Source organism: Paenibacillus sp. sgz302114 (assembly GCF_056120345.1).
In genome coordinates, this window is record NZ_JBVYOI010000013.1 from 1 (window position 1) to 22583 (window position 22583).

Consider the following 22583-nt stretch of genomic DNA (forward strand, 5'->3'; position numbering starts at 1 on the left):
TTTGCGCCAAATGAATTTGCTTGTTAGCTCATTCAAAAAACTAGCTCGTCAGAAACACTTTCGCCAGATGGCGATCGTCGTTTCGACGTATTTTTATAACCTTTTGACAGGTCGCTCATTGTTCAGTTTTCAAGGAACAAACTTGCTTATTTCTCGTCCCAGCCTCGCGACCGGAATTAGAATATATCATGTATAGAAACTCAATTGCAAGCTTTATTTTTCAACTTGTTTTCGTTTCGACCACCGCGCTTGGCTTATCTCTCAGCGGCAGAATGAAATATTAACATGATATCTACGAACTAGTCCAGTGTTAAAATATTCCTGCTGTTTGTCGCTCTCCATAGGCTTTTGTGGCATTCGCATGCTAGCACGGCGATATATTCGATGGCAAAAAGAAAAACTGCCTGATTTAGTTTTGTTAACTCCTCTTTTTGATTGTTATTAATAGTTGTCGTTGGATAGCCAGTGTAGGTAGGATACTTTGAAAAATATCGATATAAGTTCCATAAATCATTTTCTTGGCTCTATGAAATGAATCCAGAATCTTTGCCTGTAACCATCAAGTAATTAATATCTTCTCTGATATCTTCTATTTTTTCGAGAACCCTATTTCCTTCCTGCCAGTCAAATAGAGAAAAGAAGGGTAGCGATTAAGCTATCCTTCTTTTCATTTGAGTGATGCTTATACGGATAAGCTTGGATCTTCAAATCGGATTTACTTCGACTCCTTCAGCATATTGTTCACAGACTTGCTTAGCTGGTTGAAAATAAACTTCGGAGCAATCCGGTTCATAAGCTTCAAGGCGTTACTTTGCCCAGGCCTGATTTCGAAGTTATCCTGCTCCATGCCCCGAACTGCAATCCCAACCATTTTGGACACGCTCATCGCTTTGGAGCCTGCTAGATCTGCTGGCTCGAACGTGTCCACCAGCGGAGTTTCTGTCAACGGAGGCGCTAGCTCAAATACTTTTACTTTCGTATTTTTGAGCTGCACTCTCAACGACTGCGTATAAGAATGTAATCCTGCTTTTGCTGCACAATACACCGGTGAGATAGGCAGCGGGACGTAAGCAAGTCCTGACGATACATTCATGATCGCGGCCGACTCTTGCGTTTTTAAATGTTCCAGGAATTGTTTTGTCATCCTAATTGGTCCGCTTAAATTCGTTTCGATCTCGCGATTGAGATCCTCCAGATCGATGTCCTGGTCATGAAGATTAATCCTACGCATGAATCCTGCATTATTGATTAGGACGTTTAGTTTAGGGAATTGCTTCACCACGGTTTCAAACAAATCGGCTATCGCTTTAGGATCCGCTGCATCGCTCTGTAACGTATGTACTGTCGGAAGTTTTTTCTTCGCAGCATCCAGCCTCGCCAGATCTCGACCAGTAATAATAACGGTATTCCCTAACTTAAGCAGTTGTGCTGCAAATTCGAAGCCGATGCCAGATGTGCCTCCTGTGATAAGAACGGTGTTACCACTCATTTTCATACGGTTTCCTAACCTTCCTTAGTTATGAGTACGAAGCTACTACTCAGTATAGTAGCACACAAAAGAAATAAACTACCCGTTACTTCAACCAAAAAAAGAGACCCTCAGCAGAGCTGCGGATCTAACCTCTAAATTTAATAGTCCTCATTTCATTGCAAGCCAGTATAGATTTGAATTTCTTCTATAAACAAATCGTTAAGTGAGCTGACAGTGCCGTCTTTCTCCACCTGATATAAATCCAGCTTCTAAAACTGCTATAATCTATCGATATCTTTCCCTCTCGTTAGTAGATTATACTTAGTTTCATCTGTAAACACTGATTTGTACCTTAACAAACTCTCGATTTACACCATTTATTCACCTAAATCGATCTTTTCTATTAAACCATGCAGTTCTTTTTCATATCGTTACTGGTTGGGGTCACTTGTTATGCTTCAATATAAAATCCACGATCGGCTTGGGATCCGGCAGTCCGTGCGGATGGTGCCCGCCCCTTCTTTGCCGTTAAGTCGGCAGCCTTCAACAATTCGATTATTTTGTAATTGATACAAGCTCTCCGCTTTTTGAGAGCATATAATGCTGCAGTGTGGGCTCGTCATAAACCCCTTTCTTCTCGTATAAGTCCAATTGTACTTTCCCCGTATTTGAAGTCTTTATATCCCAGTCGGCTAAAATCAATTTATATTCCTTAGTGATATCTATATCTACAAACTTTCCTTCTCTAAACTGCAAAATATGCGGCCATCTTTCAACGTGCTCTGGCTGAGGATAGTCTATGGAGTAACCAATTTCAACAATATTATTGGCATCTAAATCTCCAATACGAATCTTGAAATTATCTTTAGTCAAATCAATGGGAGCTACATCCAATGCTATCCGTTGAAACATTTTATTAGGATCCGTTCGATATTCTAAATATACAGGTGCGGTGAAGTAGGCTGGATTATTCTCGTAATGACTTGTGATTATTCTTATTTCGTCATTAATTCCATCCTTGTTTAAATCTATTGAATATTCATGGAGTACAGTCAAATGATCGAGCTCAACATACTCAAGGATAGGTGGTATGTCATATTTAACATTGGGTTTGACTGTTAGGGTCTTACTCTTATTGATCCACTCTATATTGTTCCCGTAGTAAAGAGCAACGGCTTTAATCGGAACAAAAATTCTCCCGTTAATTAGAAGTATTTTAGAATTCAAAGGTACTTTTTCTCCATGATCCATAAAATAATCCTTACCGGTTTGGAATTTCAAATGTTCTTCCTCATCCCCGAGGTCTGTATCGTAAGAAACAGTCTTCGAATCTGGGTCCCACATGACTTCTTTGGAATTGAGGAGAAAAGGCAAACAATTTTGAAGACCTACTGAATCTACATACATATGACCCTTTATCAGCTTTCCTGCAAACGTCTTGTCCCCTCCAACCAAGGAATGTATTGTTCCTTCATTCTCTAAGACTTTACTTGCACTAGCAGGAATACTTAACGTTACGCACAAAATAGATATAAACACCATCGATAAGGTTAATCTTTTCATTGGCATAAACCCTCCTCTCGGGATTTATTGAATACATATATTAATAGACGTTAGATACAGTGCTAAGTTGCAATTTCATAACTAATTGCCGGAGGTTTCAAGTTTCAAGTTCCTCTAGTGAAGGTGGCTCGAAAATTTGTATCCACTCTTTAAGTTTATCTTTGGGTATGAAAAAGGTTCCCTCTCGATTCATCTCATTTCTAGCTTCTAATCGTTCAAACAACACCTCTTCAGGCACATCAACAAAATGAATTTTAAAGTCAGCCCCTAGATTATTAGCTCGAGTACGAAACTCGTCTCGTTGACTTCGAACCCAGCATCCAAAATCCAGAATAACATCAACACCAAGAATTAAAACTCTTGCCGCCACTTCCCACATCAGGGACTCCACAGAATCATGTCTGGAATCATGCTCTGTTTCCTCAGATTTCGTCATGTTATCCCCGAAATCATGCCCAAATAGATGGATATGCCATTCATCAGGAGTAAGGCGAAGTGCAGAGTATTTCGTTTCGAGTTGACGGGCCAAAGTAGTCTTACCGCTACAAGGAAGGCCAACCATTAAATGTAAGGACGCCACGAGATTCCATCTCCTTTTTCAACCTATATACAGCCACTTTGTTCGAATTCCTCCGAGCGGAACACACATCGCCTTATATCGGCTTCACCATGCGGCGATAGTCGCTATCTCCGATGCGCAGCGTGCCGGTTTCGGTATAGCCGCTTGCCGCGTAGAGCTTGTACGCTCTATCGTTATAGGCTTCCACGATTAGCGCCGTGCGGTCGAACCCGAGCTCGGCTGCACGCTGCTCGGCCGCAGTCATAAGCCGCTTCGCAATGCCCTGCCCGCGATAAGGCTCCGCGACAGCCAGCGCATCCAAATAGTATTCACCGTCCTGGGCCTCCCTGACGATTGCGCTTTCCGCCATCGACGGAGACCGGCGGCGCTGCTGCGCCAGAAAAGGCTCGTCCAGCAGATGCGCATCATTGCCGGAGTAAGCGACGAGCATGCCCGCGACCTGCCCGTCTTGTTCAGCGACGAGGACGTGGTCGCAGCTGATCCGATTGCCTGGCTGATTGTAGAAGCCTGCCAGCCGTTCAGCCGCCTCAGCCTCATCGGAAGCTCCAGTAAGCAAATACGCGATGTCCCCGATCGCTTCGAGCAGCAGCGGAATGACCGCCGGCGCGTCGTCTCTTGTCGCCATACGCGTTAACACGGCAATTCGCCTCCAATTCTTATTCTAATTCTGCTTCTTCCTATGTTACCGACTTCACTGAAAGTTATCTACGCACATTATATCCACTTGCCGAATGAGGCAAAACAGCCCTTTTACGTAGAAACACTACATTAAGTTTGCTTGTTAGTTCGAATTGCTGTAGCATAAGAGGCTAGATGAACGTTAAAAGATAAAGTGCTTAGTTATACGATCAATATCGCGGGGTGGAGCAGCTCGGTAGCTCGTCGGGCTCATAACCCGAAGGCCGCAGGTTCAAATCCTGCCCCCGCAACCAACCTACATGATTTGCTCGACATATATGAAAATGCCTCCAATCCACGTTCAGTGGATTGGAGGCATTTTTGCATAACTAGTTTTCACGCATTATTTTTCAAGTAACGCACTGAATCAGACAAGCTCTTGCTCCGTTCTCCTGACAAGCCGCATTCCAAAGATAAAAAGCCTTCATAACGCAGCTCCTTCAATTTGGCAAAAGGCTGACGGAAGTCCAGATGGCCAGTACCTGGTTCCTTCCGCGCGCTGTCGGCGAGGTGGAAGTAGCCGATGTTGCTGTAATGCTGTTCAATCACTGCGGTAATATCGGCTTCCTCAATGTTCATGTGGAAGAAGTCAGCCATTACTTTAATGTGCGAGCTTCCAGTCCGCTGAATGAGCGATACGGCCTGCTCGACCCGGTTAATCATATGATCCTCGTAACGATTAAGCGGCTCCAGCAATAGATACACGCCAAGCTGCTCTGCTTTCTCCGCGATTCTCGATAAGGAATCTAGCAACGCTTCCTCATCGCCTGCGGAATCGCGCGGCAGTGGGACGCCTCTCGTTACGATGCCAAAAGCAGCGGGAGCTATCAGGCCTTGCGCCCCGATTCGCCGAATTTGTTCCAGCGACAGACCGATTCCGGCTACTGCTTCGAGACGCTGCTCGCGGTCAAAATCTCCGATCCAATGTTTATAACCGCCGCATACGGCGCTCGCCGGAATTCCCGAACGCTCCGAAGCGAGTATAATTTCATCTGCTGTTTGCTCTGCTAAGGACGCTCCATGATGCGTAATCTCCACGCCGTCATATCCCAATTGTCTAGCTTCCGCGAAGATATCGCTGTAGCCGCTCTTTCCGGTCAATCTGTCCTGCAATGCGAACCTCACCGGGCATGACTCCTTTACTTGGATAAGTTGTTGTTCATGTATGGAAGCCGAAAGGCTTGTTGAGCTCCCGATATTGAGATGGCGGGACGCCAACATAGGATTTGAATAATCGGCTGAATGTCGGGATACCGCTGAAGCCTGCCGCAAGCGCGATTTCGCCGATGGATAGGTCGCTTGTTTGAAGCAGCGTCTTCGCTTTGAGTACTCGCATCTCGCGGTGAACCTGGATTGGAGACTTCCCGAACAATTCTTTGAAGCGATTGCTGACATACGTCGGGTGCATCTGTATTTTCTGAGCTAATTTGCCTAGTGACAATTCCTGCTCTGGATGCTGAATAATTTGCGCTAATATTTCCAGAAAGCTGTTGGAATGCTGATCTGGGCGATTAACCGCGTTCTCATTCATCGCCGAAACGAGGATCTGATACAGCAATTCCAGCGATTTGGCTTTCTCCAGAATACGGGTCGGTAGAAAACCAGGCGCAGCATTGCGGGAAATCGCGGAGTTCTGAAATTGGAGGAACGCTTGCTCGAATTCGGACGTATTCTCCAGCTTGAATATAAGAGGAAGCTGAAACAACCGGAACACGTCAATTAAACCAGCGATTTGGAACGTAAAATGCCACCACAGAAAGACGGATTCCTCATTCGTGTCCTTGTAATGATCATGCTCGATATTGGGAGGAATAAGGACGACATGCCCTGTGTCGATCGGATAAATGACGTCACCAATCCGCAATGTCGCCTTGCCTTCTTTATGGTAAGACATGACATAATAGGGAAGGACGCGACCGAGCACCTTCAGCTCTCTTCGGCTATGAATGTCGAATTGATGGATATGCAGCGACGCATGCTCGAGCAGCATGTTCAAGCTTTCACTCACGTTTCTTCCCTCCCTAGCCGAACATTTATTAGAAAGTCACACCAAGCTTGACGCTTCTCTCCGGATGCTGATCGACGAATTCCTCATAGCCTTCCGCACATTCAAGGAACGGGATGACCGGGTTAATGATTTCTTCGCAATTGATTCGATTCCCCTGCAGGATCGTCCAGCATTCGTTCTCGACTCTTCTCCAGCTCCATCTCGGATGGTCAGGGTTCGGATCGCTGCATGCGCGCGAGAAGATAATCTTCGCGTTATTGAAATGTGCTTCCCGGCCAAAATCAAGTCCGCCCTTGAAGGCGCGAGCCCATCCGACGTATGCGATTGTCCCGCCGTAGGCCAACCCGCGTAGAGAGGATTGGAGCGCCTGCTCATTCGCGCTTGTTTCAATGATGACATCGACGCCGAGCTTGCCCGTTGCCTTCTTCAATTCGAGGCCAATATCTTGCGTGAGCGGATCGAACGCAGCATCAGCTCCTGCCCGAAGCGCTGCTTCCCGCCGCTTGGCGATAGGGTCGATGACCGCCACGTAGCTCGCTCCGCCGAGGCGTGCCAATTGCGCCGCAATCGCGCCAATGGCTCCGAGTCCGAATACCGCTACCGTATCTCCAACTCGCATCCCGCTGTCCCGAATTCCGCTGAGCGCGAACTGGGCAGGATCGAAGCATAGCGCATTTTTCCATGGCATCGTGTCCGGCATCTTGAGCAAATAATAGTTATCGACTGCATTGACGATATGCGTTTCACGAATGCCCCCGTAACTGCACACCCGATCGCCCACTTTGTAATCAGTGACGTCGCTACCCGCTTCCACAATAACGCCGACCCATTGGTTGCCCAAGTTCCATTTGCCAAATTTATCGGACCTGTTCGTCTCATCCCTCGGAATAAACGCCTGCCACTCTTCATTATAGTAATCGTTCACATGCGGGCTCTCTCCACGGAACTCAGCGAGCTCGGAGCCATGTTTCGGTGAAGCATACTGAATTTGGACCTTCACTTGTTGCGCCTGAACGACCTCATCCTCATATGGAACCAAGGCTGCTTTTCTAGGAGAAACCGCTATCAATTTCTGCATCATATTATTCATGCTCCTTTGATCTTCTATGGTTTCGCAGTAAGCGCTTACGACGACTTAGCCCTAATTATAATGACATCTGCAGAACCCGTATATAGCCGTAATAAATAGATATATAACCGTTTTACAGGGCATGAAGCTAAACTATCACCTCTAGTAATTATGTACAAATTTGCTGCTTTGCTAAAAATAAAAATGACCCGCAGGATAGACACTTTGCATAAAATGTCTATCTTACAGGTCTAGGCTCAGATCTTGTTACGCCAGCGACTTCAGATCTGCAATGTAGCGTTCGAAGCTTACCGTCTCTCCTGTCAAACGCGACTGCTCAGCGGCAAAAACGAGCAAATGGCTGTGCGCGGATTCTAGCCCTGAGCTTACGCCGCTCGTCTCCGTCTCCACCTGCCTGACGAAGCTCTGCATGAGCACCGAATCCGCTCCGCTGTGCGAGCCTTCCTGCTGCTCTGGTCGAATGATCTCCGTCTTGCCGGAGAAATGGCGTATTTCAATTTCATTCGTGCCGGAATGGCCGAGCAGCTCGCCGGTCGTACCCATGATTTTGAAGGAACGGCTCGTGTCACGGGTAAATGCCGTCATCGTGAAAGCGACCGTCACCTCGTTATCGAACAGCATATTAACGACTTGATGATCGACGACATCGTTATCGCAGCGGAACACGCATCTGCCGTACGGTCCGTGCTTTAAAGCGTGCAGACGCGCTTCGATTGTCGGGGCGAGCGAGACGACATTTTGCGGCCACTCATCCTTCTCGTTCAGATACAGCTTAATCGCCGAAACTGGACATTCATGCTCCACCTTGCAGCCATCGGTGCAGCGGGCCGTTGACCCTTCGGGCGCATTCTCCTCTCGGAAATACGACAAACTGCCGTAGGAGGAAACACTCTTGCAATTGCCGCCGATGATCCACTTCAAGTAATCAAGATCATGGCAGCACTTCTGCAGCAGCATCGGGCTGGACAAGGTGCTATTGCGCCAATTGCCTCGAACGAAGCTGTGCGCTTGATGCGCGAAGCCGACGTTCTCCGTCCAATGAATCGTCATCAGCCTGCCGACGGCGCCTTGATCAAGCAGCCGCTTCACGGTGCTGAAATAGTTCGAGTATCGCATGCTGTGGCAGATTGTGAGTATCCGATTGCGGCGCTCCGCCTCCTCAGCCATAAGCAGCGCTTCCTTCGGATTCGGCGACATCGGCTTCTCTAGCAGGATATGATAACCGACCTCAAGCGCCTTCATCGTCGGCTCGTAATGCTCTTGGTCCATCGTGCAGATGAGCAGCGCTTCACAAAGCTTGGGCTGATTAAGCAGCTCCTCCCAGCTTGCGAACTGTTTATCAGGCGCGATGCCGTACATCTCGGCGAACTTCAGTCTGCGCTCGTCATTTGGCTCCGCCACAGCAACGAACTTGATCTCATGCGGCTTGCGCAGTGCGTAAGAACCGAGACCGAACATGCCCCGATTGCCTGCCCCTATTACTGCAGCGTGAATCATTGCTCCATCCTCCTATTTTATGAAAATATTAGAGGTCCGTAATAACGCCAGTGACCCCGTCGTATGGAATGATCGTGAACAGCGCCGACTTCTGCAGCTTCGTCTGGTCATAGACTGCGTACACCTGGCTTGACCGTGCGATGAACAACTGAGCGATGCGGGCTTCCAGCTCGGAATGCGTCGTAAAACCGTGCTCGCGAGAGACCCCGTCGACACCGAGGAACATCTTCGCAATGTTCAGCTTCTCGATAACGCTCTCCGCCAGCGGCCCAATCAGCTCGTAGCTTTTATGCCGCATGACACCACCGGATACGACAACCTGGACGCCCTCTGCATCAAATAATTCTGCTGCAATATTAACGGCGTTCGTGACGACCGTAATGTTCTGATGCTCCTTCAACGCCTTGGCAATGAGGAAAGTTGTCGTGCCGCCTGTCAGGCAGATGACATCGCCTTCTTCAACGAGCGCGGCAGCGTCGGCAGCGATACGCTCCTTGCCTTCCTTACTGACGGATCGTTTATCGGCAAAAGCAAGCTCTGCTGCGTTATTCCGGCTGCTGCCTTCATCATAGACCGCCCCTCCAATGGTGCGGATGATGAGATTCGATTGCTCCAGCGCCTCTAGATCGCGGCGGACCGTGGCGATTGAGCTGTCGGTAATGTCCATCAGCTCACTAATTGACGCTTTGCCAGATTGTTTAATGCGCTCTAGCATTTTCGTTCGGCGCAGTTCACCCTTTGATTGCATAATCACTCTTGCCTCCAGCTTAACGTTGTTGGATATGAGCAGCCTTGCCTATGCAGCCACAGAGCTGCATCTTCTCGATGGCGAGCTGCTTGACGGCTTTCTTCGCCGGTACCATGTAGGTTCGTGGATCGTTCTCGTTCGGCCGCTCCGCGAACACCTGCTTAATCGCATTCGAGAATGCAATCCGAAGCTCTGTCGCAATATTCATCTTCGCCATGCCGAGCGAAACGGCGAGCTTCACCTGCTCGGCCGGGATGCCGGAACCGCCATGCAGTACGAGAGGCGCTGTCACCAGTTCTGCAATTGCAGCGATCCGCTTGAAATCAATGTTCGGCGTTCCTTTGTAGATGCCATGCGCCGTGCCGATCGCAGGCGCCAGTGTATGGACGCCGGTTCGAGCCATGAATGCGACGCATTCATCCGGGTCGGCGAGCAGCGCATCTTGTTCTGCCACGACGATGTCATCTTCGACGCCGCCTACTTTGCCAAGCTCTGCTTCGACGTTCACGCCAGCGGCGTACGCCACTTCCATCACCTTCTTCGTGCGAGATACATTCTCCTCAAAAGGAAACATCGATGCATCAATCATAACGGAAGTATAGCCTGCGCGGATGCATTTGACGATGATGTCGAAATCCGTGCAATGGTCAAGATGCAGAGCAATTGGCAAGCCAGTCCGGTTCGCAGCAACTGTAGTAGCGGCGGCGATATAGTCCGCTCCGAGATGTTTCACCGTCCCTACGGTCGATTGGATGATGAGCGGTGACTGCATCTCCTCAGCAGCCTCTGTTACGGCTTGAAGCATCTCCAACGTATGAACATTGAACGCGGCGACGGCATAACGGCCTTCTCTTGCTTTGTGAAGCATGTCGGTAGATGAAATGAGCGGCATTCGACCTTCTCCTCCCCATGCTGAACCTTATAGTTTTATCATAGCTGTGCTTTGTGATCTTTACAATCATTATTTGATCGAAAAGTTCAAATTGTGATTGATAGCATCAGCGAAACGATCTATGATGGATATAGAAGAGATTGGCTTATTCGGAGGAGGAGTTCATTAATGAGCTTGACCTATGAGGAAATCAAACAGCAATACGCCGCTTTGCAGCAAACCTACGACTATATGCTGGAACGCCGCACTGCGATTACCGAGTTCGTCCGTGCACAGGGGAAGAGCTCGGTGACTTTCATTGGCTGCGGCTCCAGCTACACGTTAAGCGCATCAGCCGCATTCTCGTTCCGCCTGCGGACAGAATTTCCCGCATCCGCACTAGCCGGCGGCGATCTGCTGCTGAACGCCGATGCCTATGCGCCGATGCTTCGCGATACGCTGCTTATCGCCCCTTCCCGCTCGGGCTCGACTAGCGAGATCGTCGAAGCGGTTCGCCTGCTGAAAGCTCCGGGTGGCGATGGCGGCAATGGCGAGTCTTCTGTACCCGTACTCGCACTTTCTTGCGTTGTCGATTCGGCGCTCGCAGAAATCGCCGATTTCACCTTGACCCTGCCGTGGGCATTCGATCACAGTGTGTGCCAGACGAGGACCGTGACTAATCTGTTCACTGCGAATCTCATGCTCGCGGCATTTCTAGGCGATGAGGAAGAGGTCATCGCAGATATTGGTCTAGCGATTGCACAAGGCGAAGCCTACATGAGCCGCGTCGAAGCATCCATTCGGGCTGTGAGCGATTATGCATGGAAGAACGCCGTCATTCTCGCCGACGGTGAGTTGAACGGACTTGCAGCTGAGGGTGCGATTGCACTGACGGAAATCGCCAAAGTGCAGGCACATGCCTATCATCTGCTCGACGTCCGCCACGGCCCGATGGTGACGATTGGTCCCGATACGCTTGTCATTGCGCATCTGACTGGCCGAGGCGCCGAGCATCAGCGCAAGCTCATGCAGGATATTCGCGCGCGCGGTGCTAGAGTCATCGCATTCGGAGATGCGACATTGACGACCGGGCAGCCGGATGTCGATCTCGCCCTTACTGCGGCGTCACCGCTCGCGATTCCGGCGCAAGGCATCCCGTTCCTGTTCATCCCGCAGATCGTTGCCTTCGGCAGCGCGGAGCGGCAGGGCTTCAACCCGGATCAGCCGGATGGGCTGACCGCTTGGGTGAAGCTGTAGTTTTATATGGAAAAAGGCAGCTTACCCCTTATTCACGGGAAAGATGCCTTTCGAGCATGAGAGAGCATATTTGATCTCTCAGCTCTAAAAGCAGCTCAAGTCCGGTCATTTGCTGAAGTGAGAGTGCCGAATTTGCACTCTCAGCTGCGAAATGAGAGAGTTTCGTGCATGAGAGATCATATTGGATCTCTCAGCTCCAAGGACGGCTCGACTCGAGAGAGGAAAAAGCCTCTCTCGGCTGCAAAAACACCAAAAAATCTACTCGAGAGCGGGAAAAACCCGCTCTCAGAATTTAACGCGAATAAATGGCATGGTCACCGGCTCCCGCCAGCACAAACCCACAAGCATCGCTCTAATAAATAAAAAATCCCTCTCACCGAATTCGTGAGAGGGATTTTGTGATCTCGCTCAATCTTGAGAGGGAATTTATGATCTCGCTCGATCTTGAGAGGAATCTTATAATCTCACTTGATCCTGAGAGGAGTTGTATCTCGCTCGATCCTGAGAGGAGTTTAAATATCGCTTGATCTTGAGAGCGGATTTATAATCTCGCTTGTTCTTCAGAGGAAAATTATAATCTCGCTTCAACGTGAGAGGGGATTCTATGATCTCCCTTACTGCAGTGGATAATGGCATGCGACCTGCCGCTCATCCGCCATGCTCTGAAGCTGCGGCTCCTCCGCCTTGCAGCGGTCCTGCACGAACGGGCAGCGGGGGTGGAACCGGCAGCCGGAGGGCGGGTTCGCCGGCGATGGTACGTCACCTTGCAAAATAATTCGCTCTTCCCGATGCTCCGTCGTCGGCTTCGGAATGGCGGACAGCAGCACCGAGGTGTATGGATGAAGCGGCTTCGCGAACAACTCCTCCGTCTTGCCTACTTCGACCATTTTCCCCAAATACATGACGCCAACACGATCCGAAATATGTCGAACGACGTTCAGGCCATGCGCGATGAACAAGTACGTTAAGCCGAGCTCCTTTTGCAGCTTCATCATCAGGTTCAGTACTTGCGACTGCACGGAAACGTCCAGCGCCGACACCGCTTCGTCCGCTACGATGAACTTCGGATTAAGTGATATTGCCCGGGCAATACCGATGCGCTGGCGCTGTCCCCCCGAGAATTCATGCGGATATCGGTTGCGCCTCTCGGCATCAAGTCCGACCAGCTCCATCAATTCGACAACACGATTATCCAGCTCACGCTCGCTCATTCGACGATGTATGCGCAGCGGCTCCCCGATCAAATCCTTCACAAGAAACCGCGGATTAAGCGAGCCGAACGGATCTTGGAATATAATCTGCATCTCCTCGCGCAGCTTGCGAAGCTCCCGGCTTCCCGCAGTCAGAATGTTCTTCCCTGCATATTTGATCTCACCGTCCGTGGCACTCTTCAGGTTCAGCAGCACACGGGCGAGCGTCGACTTTCCACAGCCGGATTCGCCGACAAGGCCGAACGTCTCTCCTGCCCGAATGCCGAAGGAGACGTCATCAACCGCCTTCACATGTCCGATCACCCGATTCAACAGCCCCGTCTTGATCGGAAAATACTTCTTTACATGATTTGCTTCCACCAAATATCCGCTGCTGCTCATAACTCCACCTCCGTCTTGCTGCTGATCGTCACTTTCAGCGCGTGGCTGTTCGCAGCCGATTCCGCCTCTGCTGTACCTTTCAGCGCAGGCTCATCAAGCCAGCAAGCCGCTTTATGCCCTGACGGCGACGCGAGAAGCGCAGGCTCTCGCTGCTTGCAGACCTCCATTACATGCGGGCAGCGCGGATGGAACCGACAGCCAGACGGGAGCTGGCTAATCGGCGGGATAACGCCTTTGATCGTATATAGCTCGCCACCTCGCTCGCCTTCGAGGCCAGGGATCGACTTCAGCAGCCCAATCGTGTACGGATGACGCGGCTGCTCGAAGATCTCCTTCACGGTCCCTTCTTCCACGACCGTGCCTGCATACATTACAGCGATGCGGTCGGCAACCTCCGCCGCTACGCCCATATCATGCGTGATGAGCAGCATCGACATGCCGAATTCTTGCTTCAGCTGCCGCAGCAAATCGAGAATTTGCGCCTGCACCGTTACGTCGAGCGCCGTCGTCGGCTCATCGGCGATGAGCAGCTCGGGATTACACGCAAGCGCCATCGCGATGACAACCCGCTGGCACATTCCGCCGGACATCTCATGCGGATACTGCTTCGCGCGCATGCCAGGGTCTGGGATACCAACACGGCGCAGCATCTCAAGCGCTAATTGCCATGCGTCCTTCTTGCTCATCCGTTTGTGGATGATCAGCGCTTCGGCAATCTGATCCCCTACCGAGAAGACAGGATTCAGCGCCGACATCGGATCCTGGAATATCATCGTGATACGATTGCCGCGAATCTTCAGCATCTCCTGCTGCCTCTTCTTCACAAGGTCGCTGCCGCTGAACAGCACCTCCCCGCCTTCAATGAAGCCACCGGCATAATCAATAAGCCGCATAACCGACATGGCGGTGACGCTCTTGCCGCTGCCGGACTCGCCAACGACGCATAACGTCTGTCCCCGATCAAGCTCAAGCGTGACGCGATCGGTCGCTTTGACGAACCCTTTTTCCGTCAGGAAGCCTGCCGTTAAATTCCGGATTTGGAGAACTTTTTCCGCCATTGCGTCACCCTCCTTCGAGGAATTGTCGTCATCCTTGGATCGAGCCCGTCACGAATGCCATCGCCGATAAAATTCACAGCGAGCACGACGATAAGGATGCATAAGCCAGGGTAGAGTGCTTGCAGCGGATCGGTCAGCATGAACTCCTGAGCGTTGCTCAGCATCAGTCCCCAGCTCGTATCCGGCGTCTGCACGCCTAGTCCTAAGTAGGACAACGCAGATTCGCTGAGAATTGCACCGCCAACCATCAACGTCGCCGTCACGATAATTGGAGCGGTCGCATTGCGAAGCAAATGGCGAAAAATAATGCCGAGATGAGAGACGCCAATCGCCTTCGCCGCCTCCACATACTGCATCTCGCGCAGCTGCAGATACGTCCCCCGAACGAGGCGCGCGACGCCCATCCAGCTCGTGAAGGCGAGTACGAGAATCATATAGGAAATTTTGGAGCCGAAAATCGCTAGAATGAGTATGTTCAGAAACAGAGATGGAATCGAGTTCATCACATCGACGAAGCGCATCGCAATCGTATCTACCCAGCCGCCGTAATAACCAGAGAACGCGCCGACAATCGTCCCGATGAAGACGGAAACGAAGGCGACCGCGAAGCCAACCGTCAGCGAGATCCGGCTGCTGTACAGGAGGCGGGATAGAATGTCGCGACCGAGCTCATCGGTACCGAGCGGATGCCCGCTTGCCCCAGCATGGAGATTCGGTAACATCATATCGATGCGCGTCGGATCGTAAGGCGAGATCCAGCTGGCACACACAGCTGCAATGATAAAGATGGATAGAATGACAAGCCCAATAACTGCGAACGGATTCTGCACGAACTTCTTCCATGCGGTCCGCCAAGGTCCCGGCGGACGCTTCCCTGCAGGCGTCTTAACATCAGCCGAAGGGATCTTCACAGCCTTCACTTGCTCAAGCTTCAGCCCGCTCATCGCGCCACGCTCCCTTTGCCGCCAAGCTGCACGCGTGGATCAACGATAGCATACAGAATGTCCGCGATCAGGTTCCCGACAACGACAATGACCGAAACGACGAGCGTAATAGACATCAATACGGAATATTCCCGGGCAACCGCCATATCGACGAACAGCCGCCCCATCCCCGGCCAGTTGAATACCCGCTCAGTAAGCGCTGCTCCCCCAACAAGAATCGGGAGGTCTAGCCCTAGTATCGTTATGATCGGAATTAATGCATTGCGAAGCGCGTGACGGAAGATGACCCGGCCTTCACGAAGCCCTTTTGCCCGAGCTGTACGAATATAATCCTGCCCTAGCACCTCAAGCATGCTCGCCTTCGCATACTTCGTGTAGGAAGCAAGAAAGCCAAGCGTCAGCACCGATACGGGTAAAATGAGATGCATAAACAAATCGCCGATATTGCCCTCCTTGCCCATCGTATACATGTCGGATAAGGGGAGCCAATCGTGCTTTAGCGAGAAATATTCCTGTAATAGGATACCGAACCAGAACGTCGGCATCGCGAATCCAATATAGGATATGAAGGATGAGGTCTGATCGGAGAAGCCGTACTGAGACGTACTGTTGTAGATCCCCCACGGGATAGCAATAAGGAGCGAGAACAGCCAGGCAGCGCCCATGAGCACCATCGTGTTCTTCACCGTCGGCCATAGAATATCGCCAACCGGGATATGATTCTTGAACGTGTAGCCAAGGTCGCCTGTCAGCAGATGGCCGAGCCAGATCGAATATTGAACGAAGACAGGGCGGTCCAGCCCTAAGTTATGTGCTTGAATCTTCGCTGCTTCCGGTGAAAGTCCAGGCGCGAGAAACACCTGCGTCGGGCCGCCGGGAGCCGCATGAATCATCGCAAAGGTAAGGATGGAGATAAAGAATAGCACGACTACAGATTGGAATAAACGGCGTATTAAGTATTCGGTCATTCGGAACTAGCCCCCCCTTTATTCCTGAATACAGGAGAAGAGCCCCTCGGCTCTTCTCCTGATCAGACTGCGATATTTGAATATTCCTTATTTCTTGTCGGACCACCAGTTAATCGCATGGAACAGATAGCCATAGCCAAGCGATGATTCCGGCTTATCAGCATCCGCCCAGTGCAGCGTCGACTGATCGATGACTTGCGGCAAGCCATATTGGTACAAGAATACATAAGGAAGATCAGTCGAGATCTCTTTGCCGATTTGGTGATAGACTTCTGCGCGCGCAGCTTGGTCGGTTGTCGTCTGACCTTTCGTCCAGAGCGCGTCGATCGTTTCATTCTTATACCAGCCGCCATTCTGACCAGCAGGCGGGTAGTACTTGGAAGAGAAGATGCTCTCCGCATCTGGATCCGGGTTAGACAGCGACCAGGAGAGCAGAATCGCAGGGAATTTACCCGGTGTAATGTTCTGGTCAATCCATGTTGCGAAGTCGATGCCCTTCGGCGTCACTTCGATGCCGACATCCTTCAAGTTCTGTTGAATAACGGCAGCTACCTGTTCGCGGCGGCTGTTGCCTGCGTTGTACTGGAGCTCGAAGGAGAAGCGATGGCCGTCCTTCACGAGAATGCCGTCTTTGCCAGCTACCCAGCCGTCTTCCGCGAGCAAGCTCTTCGCTTTCTCTGGATCGAATGCATAGTTGACCGCTTGATCGCCCGGATCCGCCCATGAGCCTGGCAGGAATGGCGAGTTCATCAGCTTGCCTGTGCCTTTCAGGACGTTGTCCACCATGCCTTGACGGTTCAGCGCATTAGCGATCGCTTGACGCGTCTTCTGGCCTTTGAACGGCGAATACTTGTCCGGGAAGTTCTCATCCTTGAAGTTAAACTGTACGTACTCGTATTGCGGTCCTGGCGCAAGAATCGTGCTCAGCTTGTCATTCGCTTTAATCGCATCCATCGACGTGACCGGAATCGCTTCGGACATTTGGATGTCGCCTTTGATTAGAGCTTGAACCTCTGTGTTCTGATCCGCATAAATTTTGTAGATGATCTTCGCCACATGCGGCTTCACTTCACCCCAGTAGTTCGGGTTCGTCTCAAGCGTGATGTACTGGCCTTGCTTCCATTCGGAGAATTTCCAAGGGCCGCTTGTTACCGTCTTCGTCGGATCAACGCCGTACGCATTCTTGCTCAGTTCCTTCACAGGCACATCCTTCAGAACATGCTGAGGAACGAGGGAGCTGTACAGCGAGTATTGGAACGGCGCATACACCTGCTTCAGCTTAAATTCCACGGTGTAATCGTCGATTTTGGTAATCGTATCGATCTTATCGAATGCACTGATGCCTGGTGCACCGGCGTCCGGGTTGCGAACCGTGTTGTATGTAAACAGGACATCCTCTGCCGTAATCGGCTGGCCATCATTCCATTTGGCCGTGTTTTTCAGTTTGACCGTATAGGTCTTACCGTCCGCGCTAATCTGTGGAAGCTCGGCGGCAAGTGACCAAGGCTCTACCGCTAAATTCGCATTGCGGTCAACATCATAGAGTCTAGCATTAATGAGGTTCTCAATATCGCCTGAGGAAGTATCGTTGATGTAAATGGGATTGACGGAGACGATGTCGGAGAAAGTGCCTATTGTGAGTGTACCGCCATCTACCGGTGCATTTGGATCAGGAGTAGCTGTGTTGTTCGTCGTAGCAGAGTCATCTGCGGTAGCGTTGTTGGTTGTACTGCTGTTCGAAGTGTTAGACGTGATGTTTGAATTCGCGCTGCTGTTTTTAGTACCATTGTTGCCGCTGTTGTTGTTGCCCGAGTCCCCACAACCGCTTAGTAGAACTCCGACTAGCGCGATGACTGATAAGCTGGATACCCATTTCATTCGTTTGCTCATCCTTTACGTCCTCCCTCGTCATTAAACTTCGAAAGTTTAAATATCTCTACTTTTTAGAATTTACCAGATAACTAGAAATTGCACAAAGTATTTTTTAGAATCTTGCAACAATTCAGACAATTATTTAACGAAACTTTATTTGACATTCCGGTTAAAATGTTCTATTGAACCCCTTTCCTCTCTCTTAGGTATGTCCGGCCATGGAATTATTGTAAACGATTTGAATCATCCGTATATTGGGGGAATTTACGAAGGAAATCTCTTGTAGATGCTAGTAATTCTGGAATTTTTCTCGATACTACCGCTTTTAAAATGGGGGGAATTTGTGGGTATTACGCGATCGCGAAGAACGAATCTCGTCGAATAGCGGCGATTTAACCATTAAATGAAAAGAAAAAGACCTGCTTGCCTACCGGAAAATCCGGCGATCAGCAGGTCTTGATATTATATATATTTTACTCTCCTAGCCTACCCGGTGCAGCTTCTTCTGTTTAAGCTTCTGATAGACCACGATGTAACGGTCTAACCGCTGGCTGATGGAAACGACTTTTTCATGAGTGAAACTACCGTACGTAGAGGCTCTGTCGATCATTTCATATCGCATTGACTCAATCCGCTGTGCAAGAAATGATTCCATCTTGATCACTCCGTTCATCGTATGGTTGTTTGCTTGGTCTCATTATAACAGATAGATTTTAGGAAAATATTAGGCGTCTATTAGTTTCTACTAAAAATTGCATAAAATTATATAAAAAGCGGTCGCCCTTGGCTAGGTGCTAAAGCCGTGGACGTTCCGCTTGTATGAAATAGTTCTTAAAACCTATTCATCCTCTTACATTCCTACTCGATGTCGATAAATACTTTACCTGCTTCCACTTTCACCGAGTACGTCTGCAAATCTTTGCAAGCCGGCACGCGTACAGCAGCACCGCTCGTAATGTCGAATCGGCCATTATGCTTCGGGCATTCGATTAGTTTGCCCATCACAAGTCCGTCCGCTAGATGGAATTTGCCATGCGTGCAGAAGCCATCCGTCGCGTAATAGTCGCCTTTGTCGGAACGGTATACCGCGAAGGTACGCTCCTCTTGATCGAATCGGATTACATCTTCCACTTCGACTTCGCCTGCTTCACATACTTCAACCCATGCCATATTAGGCTTCACTCCTTATCTCTTCAAGTTCATCTAGATCCGGTCCGTAGCGGTAAGGCAGCGCCGTGGATGGCAGCGGCTTAACCACGACATAAGCCGGGTCATCCTTCTGTTTACGCAGTGCGCCGATTACTTCTCGAAGAGCAGCCCATAGGCTTGGGCGCGCTTCCGGACAGTCGTGCTTCATCTCCTCATGCAGCTTCGGAAGCGCATGGAACGGAACCATCGGGAACATATGATGCTCCGTGTGGTAGTTCATGTTCCAGTAGAGGAATCGGAAGATCGGATTCATATAGATTGTCCGTGTATTCAGTCTGTGATCCAGTACATCCTCATACAGACCGAGATGCTGCGTAACGCCGAACGTCAGTACGAGCAAGAAACCGTAGAACGTAGGCAGAATGATAAACATCGCTGGCAAAATGCTGCCTGCCCAGATACACGCGGCAATAACCGCGAGGAAGATCAGCATATAGATGCGCGCTTCACGGAATACCTTATAATGCTCCGAAGCCGGAATATATTCCTTCTCTTGTTCCTCCAACTTGCCAAACGTGTGCAAAATGAACCTTTTTATCTCAATTGGCCCCCCATAAAGATGGAAGATTTGCATGTAGAGGATCTTCCAAATCGGAGGTCTTGCGGTGATAATCTCCGGATCCCGGCCAACAATAATCGTATCGGTATGATGACGCGCATGGCTCCAGCGCCATGGCGTTGCGGAACGTAGTACGCAGAACGAAGCGATATGGTAGACGACATCATTCATCCAAGGCGTCTTGAACGCTGTTCCGTGTCCGCACTCATGCCATCTGGAATCGCCTGGCGATGCGTAAAGCGTGCCGTACAGGAAGAACGCCGGTACCGCCCACCATGTTCCCCATGATAGATACGCAAGGTACCCAAGCACGATCAAGCCTATGAACCAGATCAGTGTATCCCTGATCGCAGGACCATCCTTACGTTTCATGAGTTCTTTCATCTTCGCACGCGGGATTGGCGTGGCATGCCACTGTGCGGATGCGAGACCCTTCTCATCGGCGCGTTTGCTCTCCGGCCCTTTCAAGCTGTAATCTCTTCGTTGTACAACGATGGCCATATGAATCTCCTCCTCGTCTCATTTTGTCATGCGACAATGTGTGCCCGGGCACGAATTATTGTAAAAAAGAACCCCCTACAGGCTCTCGGGGATATAGATATGGGTTTCTGTAAAATAATGCTCCGTCTCCGGCTGCTTGCCTGTAAATACGAGATCGAACAGCAAGCGAAGCGATAAGTAGCCTTGTCTCTCCGGATTTTGAACAATGGTGAAATCTATAATTCTATCGCGAAGTCCTTGCTCCACCGAGGGAAGCATGTCGTTGCACACGAGCCGGATCTTCCCTTCCCTGCGATGAAGCTTGATGACTTCCAAGCAAGCGTCCGTATCACCTGTCGCCATATAGATGCCGCTAATATCTGCATGATCGCTTAAAGCTTGATTCAGCTGCGCAAATGTATCCTCGTAACGGTCGAAGCCTTCGATAACGCGCTCCACTTGAAGGCTGCTGCCGCTGTCCTCCAGCCCTCTCTTGAACCCCTCCACCCTTGAGCGGTGGGCATGGAACTTCAAGTTACCGGTTACGATGACAACCTTCGCTTCCGCGGGAAGCACGCGATTCATCAGCCCTGCCGCCACGACGCCGCTCTTGTGCAAATCCTGTCCGACGAAGCAGACGCGCTTGCTGCCCTCTACGTCCGAATTGAACGTAACGACCGGCACGTTCTTCTGTGCTGCATAATTAATGCTCTCGCGGATAAGCTCGTCGTCCATCACGGAGAACATAATGCCGCTTACGCCAATTTCTACAAGCTCGCGGATTGCAGCTGCCCCTTCCTCGGGACGTTTATTGTCCACATACCGATATTCCAGCCTGACGCCGAGATCCTTCAGTTCTTCCGACGCGCTGCTGATCCCGCTTCGAATGAGTTCGAAGAACACAATCTCTTTGGGCGGCATGACAATGCCGAGCGTGACGGGCTTCTTCTGGTAAGCGAGCGCTTTGGCTGCAATATTCGGTACGTAATTCAGTTCGTTCACAATTTCAAGTATCCGGTCACGCACTTCCGGCTTAACGCCGGGACGGTCATTCAGCACACGATCGACCGTTCCTCTCGATACTCCTGCATGCTTGGCAATTTCTCTTATCGTAACAGTCATAATTCACTCCTGTGAAGGCTGCATGTTGCTCCTCGTGCCATGGGCAATATCATTATAGAGCGAAATGGTTCATTCCTACAAGAGCAGGTGCTATGACGTTACCTTTTAGACGCCGACCTGTTTCAGCTTGCCGTCGAGGAATTTTTTCGCCCGCGGAATGTCTTCCTCTTCCAAATGCTCGATAATAATCGGCACATTCGGATGAAGCTTTGCCAGACGCTCCAGGTATAGATCATAGTTGAGGTTGCCAAGCCCTGGAGCCGGCAGCTCAACTGCACCAGCGCCGCGGAACGAGTGCGACTCGGAAGCGTCGATATTGGCATGCTTCTCGCCTGTATCTTCAGCCGGCTTGCAGTCTTTGGCGTGAGCGATTTTGATTTTGTCGCCTAGCGTGTTGAAGATGCGGTGCAAAGTCTCGTCAATATGGCCGATGTTCGTGTCCGTGTAGTAATTCGTTGGATCCATCAAGAGGCCAAGGCCAGGATGGTTCACGTCCGAGAAGAGACGAGCAACCTGATCGACGGAGCCAATTACGTTGTTTACGTAGTTCTCAACGAGGAACATAGCGCCATTGTCATACGCGAACTTCGCGAGGTCTTCAATCTGCTTGACTACTTCTTCGTAAGCCTCTTCGGTGCCGTTCTTCGGATCCCACACCCAGTCGCTCTCTGTGTTGAACGTGCCTGTCTCACTGACAACGTACGGGCTGCCGAGGTCGCGCGCGAACTGGATCGTTTTCTTCAAACCATGAATATTCTCGCGGCGCTTAATCGGATCGCTATGGATAATATTCGTGTAACCCGAAACGCAAACAATCGGAAGATTGGCGTCACGGAACGCATCACGGATCGTACGGCACTTCTCTTTTGTTAGAGCATCAGGCGATAGATCCATCCCTTTGAACGCAAGATCGAGCTGGACACAGGAGAAGCCGTCTTTCTTCATTCGAGCAATCGATTCCTCTAGGGAATAAGGATAGTAAGCGTTAAAAATACCGACTGATAGCATGTTGGTGG

Annotated in this window: 22 protein-coding genes and 1 tRNA gene; 2 read left to right on the forward strand and 21 right to left on the reverse strand. The window is 50.3% G+C overall.

What is annotated here, in order from left to right:
* Positions 1-715: 715 nt before the first annotated feature.
* From AC0LWF_RS23100 to AC0LWF_RS23115, 5 genes are all read right to left on the reverse strand, one after another.
* Positions 716-1495: an SDR family oxidoreductase gene (locus tag AC0LWF_RS23100; protein ID WP_474653894.1), complete on the reverse strand. Its 780-nt coding sequence runs from the start codon at positions 1493-1495 to the stop codon at positions 716-718.
* Between the two features lie 149 nt (positions 1496-1644).
* Positions 1645-1737: a hypothetical protein gene (locus AC0LWF_RS28030; RefSeq protein WP_488656659.1), complete on the reverse strand. Its 93-nt coding sequence runs from the start codon at positions 1735-1737 to the stop codon at positions 1645-1647.
* A gap of 289 nt (positions 1738-2026) precedes the next feature.
* On the reverse strand, positions 2027-3034 hold the full coding sequence (locus AC0LWF_RS23105) for a stalk domain-containing protein (RefSeq protein ID WP_474653895.1): 1008 nt from the start codon (positions 3032-3034) through the stop codon (positions 2027-2029).
* 97 nt (positions 3035-3131) lie between these two features.
* Positions 3132-3614, reverse strand: a complete 483-nt coding sequence (locus AC0LWF_RS23110; RefSeq protein WP_474653896.1) for a P-loop nucleotide/nucleoside kinase family protein — start codon at positions 3612-3614, stop codon at positions 3132-3134.
* Positions 3615-3687: 73 nt separating this feature from the next.
* Positions 3688-4251 (reverse strand): GNAT family N-acetyltransferase, encoded by a 564-nt coding sequence (locus tag AC0LWF_RS23115; RefSeq protein ID WP_474653897.1) that lies wholly within the window; start codon positions 4249-4251, stop codon positions 3688-3690.
* A gap of 218 nt (positions 4252-4469) precedes the next feature.
* Between AC0LWF_RS23115 and AC0LWF_RS23120 the strand changes: the two genes are divergently transcribed.
* Positions 4470-4546 (forward strand) — tRNA-Met (locus AC0LWF_RS23120).
* Positions 4547-4628: 82 nt separating this feature from the next.
* Here the strand turns inward: AC0LWF_RS23120 and AC0LWF_RS23125 are convergent.
* From AC0LWF_RS23125 to AC0LWF_RS23150, 6 genes are all read right to left on the reverse strand, one after another.
* Positions 4629-5417, reverse strand: coding sequence for a TIM barrel protein (locus AC0LWF_RS23125; protein WP_474653898.1), 789 nt, complete (start codon positions 5415-5417; stop codon positions 4629-4631).
* A 34-nt stretch (positions 5418-5451) separates the two neighbouring features.
* Positions 5452-6300 (reverse strand): AraC family transcriptional regulator, encoded by an 849-nt coding sequence (locus tag AC0LWF_RS23130; RefSeq protein WP_474653899.1) that lies wholly within the window; start codon positions 6298-6300, stop codon positions 5452-5454.
* A gap of 28 nt (positions 6301-6328) precedes the next feature.
* Entirely contained in the window at positions 6329-7378 is a 1050-nt protein-coding gene (locus AC0LWF_RS23135; RefSeq protein ID WP_474653979.1) for a zinc-binding dehydrogenase, read from the reverse strand.
* 258 nt (positions 7379-7636) lie between these two features.
* Positions 7637-8887 (reverse strand): Gfo/Idh/MocA family protein, encoded by a 1251-nt coding sequence (locus tag AC0LWF_RS23140; protein WP_474653900.1) that lies wholly within the window; start codon positions 8885-8887, stop codon positions 7637-7639.
* A 28-nt stretch (positions 8888-8915) separates the two neighbouring features.
* Positions 8916-9635 carry a DeoR/GlpR family DNA-binding transcription regulator gene (locus tag AC0LWF_RS23145; RefSeq protein ID WP_474653901.1) on the reverse strand — a complete coding sequence of 240 codons (720 nt, stop codon included), beginning with the start codon at positions 9633-9635 and terminating at the stop codon, positions 8916-8918.
* 19 nt (positions 9636-9654) lie between these two features.
* Positions 9655-10527 carry a class II fructose-bisphosphate aldolase gene (locus AC0LWF_RS23150; RefSeq protein ID WP_474653902.1) on the reverse strand — a complete coding sequence of 291 codons (873 nt, stop codon included), beginning with the start codon at positions 10525-10527 and terminating at the stop codon, positions 9655-9657.
* A gap of 168 nt (positions 10528-10695) precedes the next feature.
* Here AC0LWF_RS23150 and AC0LWF_RS23155 point away from each other — a divergent pair, with 168 nt between their 5' ends.
* Positions 10696-11763, forward strand: coding sequence for an SIS domain-containing protein (locus AC0LWF_RS23155; protein WP_474653903.1), 1068 nt, complete (start codon positions 10696-10698; stop codon positions 11761-11763).
* Positions 11764-12377: 614 nt separating this feature from the next.
* On the opposite strand, the gene AC0LWF_RS23160 is transcribed toward AC0LWF_RS23155, so the two are convergent.
* The 10 genes from AC0LWF_RS23160 to AC0LWF_RS23205 all read right to left on the reverse strand — a co-directional run bounded on the left by AC0LWF_RS23160 (position 12378) and on the right by AC0LWF_RS23205 (position 22575).
* Complete coding sequence (locus tag AC0LWF_RS23160) at positions 12378-13355, reverse strand: ABC transporter ATP-binding protein (RefSeq protein ID WP_474653904.1); 978 nt, start codon at positions 13353-13355, stop codon at positions 12378-12380.
* Positions 13352-14413 carry an ABC transporter ATP-binding protein gene (locus tag AC0LWF_RS23165; protein ID WP_474653905.1) on the reverse strand — a complete coding sequence of 354 codons (1062 nt, stop codon included), beginning with the start codon at positions 14411-14413 and terminating at the stop codon, positions 13352-13354. The genes AC0LWF_RS23160 and AC0LWF_RS23165 overlap by 4 nt, the downstream gene beginning before the upstream one ends.
* Positions 14380-15357, reverse strand: a complete 978-nt coding sequence (locus AC0LWF_RS23170) for an ABC transporter permease (RefSeq protein WP_474653906.1) — start codon at positions 15355-15357, stop codon at positions 14380-14382. Before AC0LWF_RS23170 ends, AC0LWF_RS23165 begins: the two co-directional genes overlap by 34 nt.
* Positions 15354-16325, reverse strand: coding sequence for an ABC transporter permease (locus AC0LWF_RS23175; protein WP_474653907.1), 972 nt, complete (start codon positions 16323-16325; stop codon positions 15354-15356). Before AC0LWF_RS23175 ends, AC0LWF_RS23170 begins: the two co-directional genes overlap by 4 nt.
* An 87-nt stretch (positions 16326-16412) precedes the next feature.
* A complete protein-coding gene (locus AC0LWF_RS23180; protein WP_474653908.1) occupies positions 16413-18215 on the reverse strand; it encodes an ABC transporter substrate-binding protein in 1803 nt (600 codons plus the stop codon).
* 463 nt (positions 18216-18678) lie between these two features.
* Positions 18679-18852 carry an aspartyl-phosphate phosphatase Spo0E family protein gene (locus tag AC0LWF_RS23185; protein WP_143069339.1) on the reverse strand — a complete coding sequence of 58 codons (174 nt, stop codon included), beginning with the start codon at positions 18850-18852 and terminating at the stop codon, positions 18679-18681.
* 203 nt (positions 18853-19055) lie between these two features.
* A complete protein-coding gene (locus AC0LWF_RS23190; RefSeq protein ID WP_474653909.1) occupies positions 19056-19367 on the reverse strand; it encodes a MocE family 2Fe-2S type ferredoxin in 312 nt (103 codons plus the stop codon).
* A gap of 1 nt (position 19368) precedes the next feature.
* Complete coding sequence (locus AC0LWF_RS23195; protein WP_474653910.1) at positions 19369-20466, reverse strand: fatty acid desaturase family protein; 1098 nt, start codon at positions 20464-20466, stop codon at positions 19369-19371.
* Between the two features lie 75 nt (positions 20467-20541).
* On the reverse strand, positions 20542-21567 hold the full coding sequence (locus AC0LWF_RS23200) for a LacI family DNA-binding transcriptional regulator (protein WP_474653911.1): 1026 nt from the start codon (positions 21565-21567) through the stop codon (positions 20542-20544).
* A 105-nt stretch (positions 21568-21672) separates the two neighbouring features.
* Positions 21673-22575, reverse strand: a complete 903-nt coding sequence (locus AC0LWF_RS23205; protein ID WP_474653912.1) for a sugar phosphate isomerase/epimerase family protein — start codon at positions 22573-22575, stop codon at positions 21673-21675.
* Positions 22576-22583: the final 8 nt, after the last annotated feature.

Excerpts from the sequence above, each read along its gene's own strand:
- AC0LWF_RS23100 (WP_474653894.1), bottom strand. The coding sequence starts at position 1,495 with ATGAAAATGAGTGGTAACACCGTTCTTATCACAGGAGGCACATCTGGC.
- AC0LWF_RS23105 (WP_474653895.1), bottom strand. The coding sequence starts at position 3,034 with ATGAAAAGATTAACCTTATCGATGGTGTTTATATCTATTTTGTGCGTA.
- AC0LWF_RS23135 (WP_474653979.1), bottom strand. The coding sequence starts at position 7,378 with ATGCAGAAATTGATAGCGGTTTCTCCTAGAAAAGCAGCCTTGGTTCCA.
- AC0LWF_RS23140 (WP_474653900.1), bottom strand. The coding sequence starts at position 8,887 with ATGATTCACGCTGCAGTAATAGGGGCAGGCAATCGGGGCATGTTCGGT.
- AC0LWF_RS23145 (WP_474653901.1), bottom strand. The coding sequence starts at position 9,635 with ATGCAATCAAAGGGTGAACTGCGCCGAACGAAAATGCTAGAGCGCATT.
- AC0LWF_RS23150 (WP_474653902.1), bottom strand. The coding sequence starts at position 10,527 with ATGCCGCTCATTTCATCTACCGACATGCTTCACAAAGCAAGAGAAGGC.
- AC0LWF_RS23155 (WP_474653903.1), top strand. The coding sequence starts at position 10,696 with ATGAGCTTGACCTATGAGGAAATCAAACAGCAATACGCCGCTTTGCAG.
- AC0LWF_RS23160 (WP_474653904.1), bottom strand. The coding sequence starts at position 13,355 with ATGAGCAGCAGCGGATATTTGGTGGAAGCAAATCATGTAAAGAAGTAT.
- AC0LWF_RS23165 (WP_474653905.1), bottom strand. The coding sequence starts at position 14,413 with ATGGCGGAAAAAGTTCTCCAAATCCGGAATTTAACGGCAGGCTTCCTG.
- AC0LWF_RS23170 (WP_474653906.1), bottom strand. The coding sequence starts at position 15,357 with ATGAGCGGGCTGAAGCTTGAGCAAGTGAAGGCTGTGAAGATCCCTTCG.
- AC0LWF_RS23175 (WP_474653907.1), bottom strand. The coding sequence starts at position 16,325 with ATGACCGAATACTTAATACGCCGTTTATTCCAATCTGTAGTCGTGCTA.
- AC0LWF_RS23180 (WP_474653908.1), bottom strand. The coding sequence starts at position 18,215 with ATGAGCAAACGAATGAAATGGGTATCCAGCTTATCAGTCATCGCGCTA.
- AC0LWF_RS23185 (WP_143069339.1), bottom strand. The coding sequence starts at position 18,852 with ATGGAATCATTTCTTGCACAGCGGATTGAGTCAATGCGATATGAAATG.
- AC0LWF_RS23190 (WP_474653909.1), bottom strand. The coding sequence starts at position 19,367 with ATGGCATGGGTTGAAGTATGTGAAGCAGGCGAAGTCGAAGTGGAAGAT.
- AC0LWF_RS23195 (WP_474653910.1), bottom strand. The coding sequence starts at position 20,466 with ATGGCCATCGTTGTACAACGAAGAGATTACAGCTTGAAAGGGCCGGAG.
- AC0LWF_RS23200 (WP_474653911.1), bottom strand. The coding sequence starts at position 21,567 with ATGACTGTTACGATAAGAGAAATTGCCAAGCATGCAGGAGTATCGAGA.
- AC0LWF_RS23205 (WP_474653912.1), bottom strand. The coding sequence starts at position 22,575 with ATGCTATCAGTCGGTATTTTTAACGCTTACTATCCTTATTCCCTAGAG.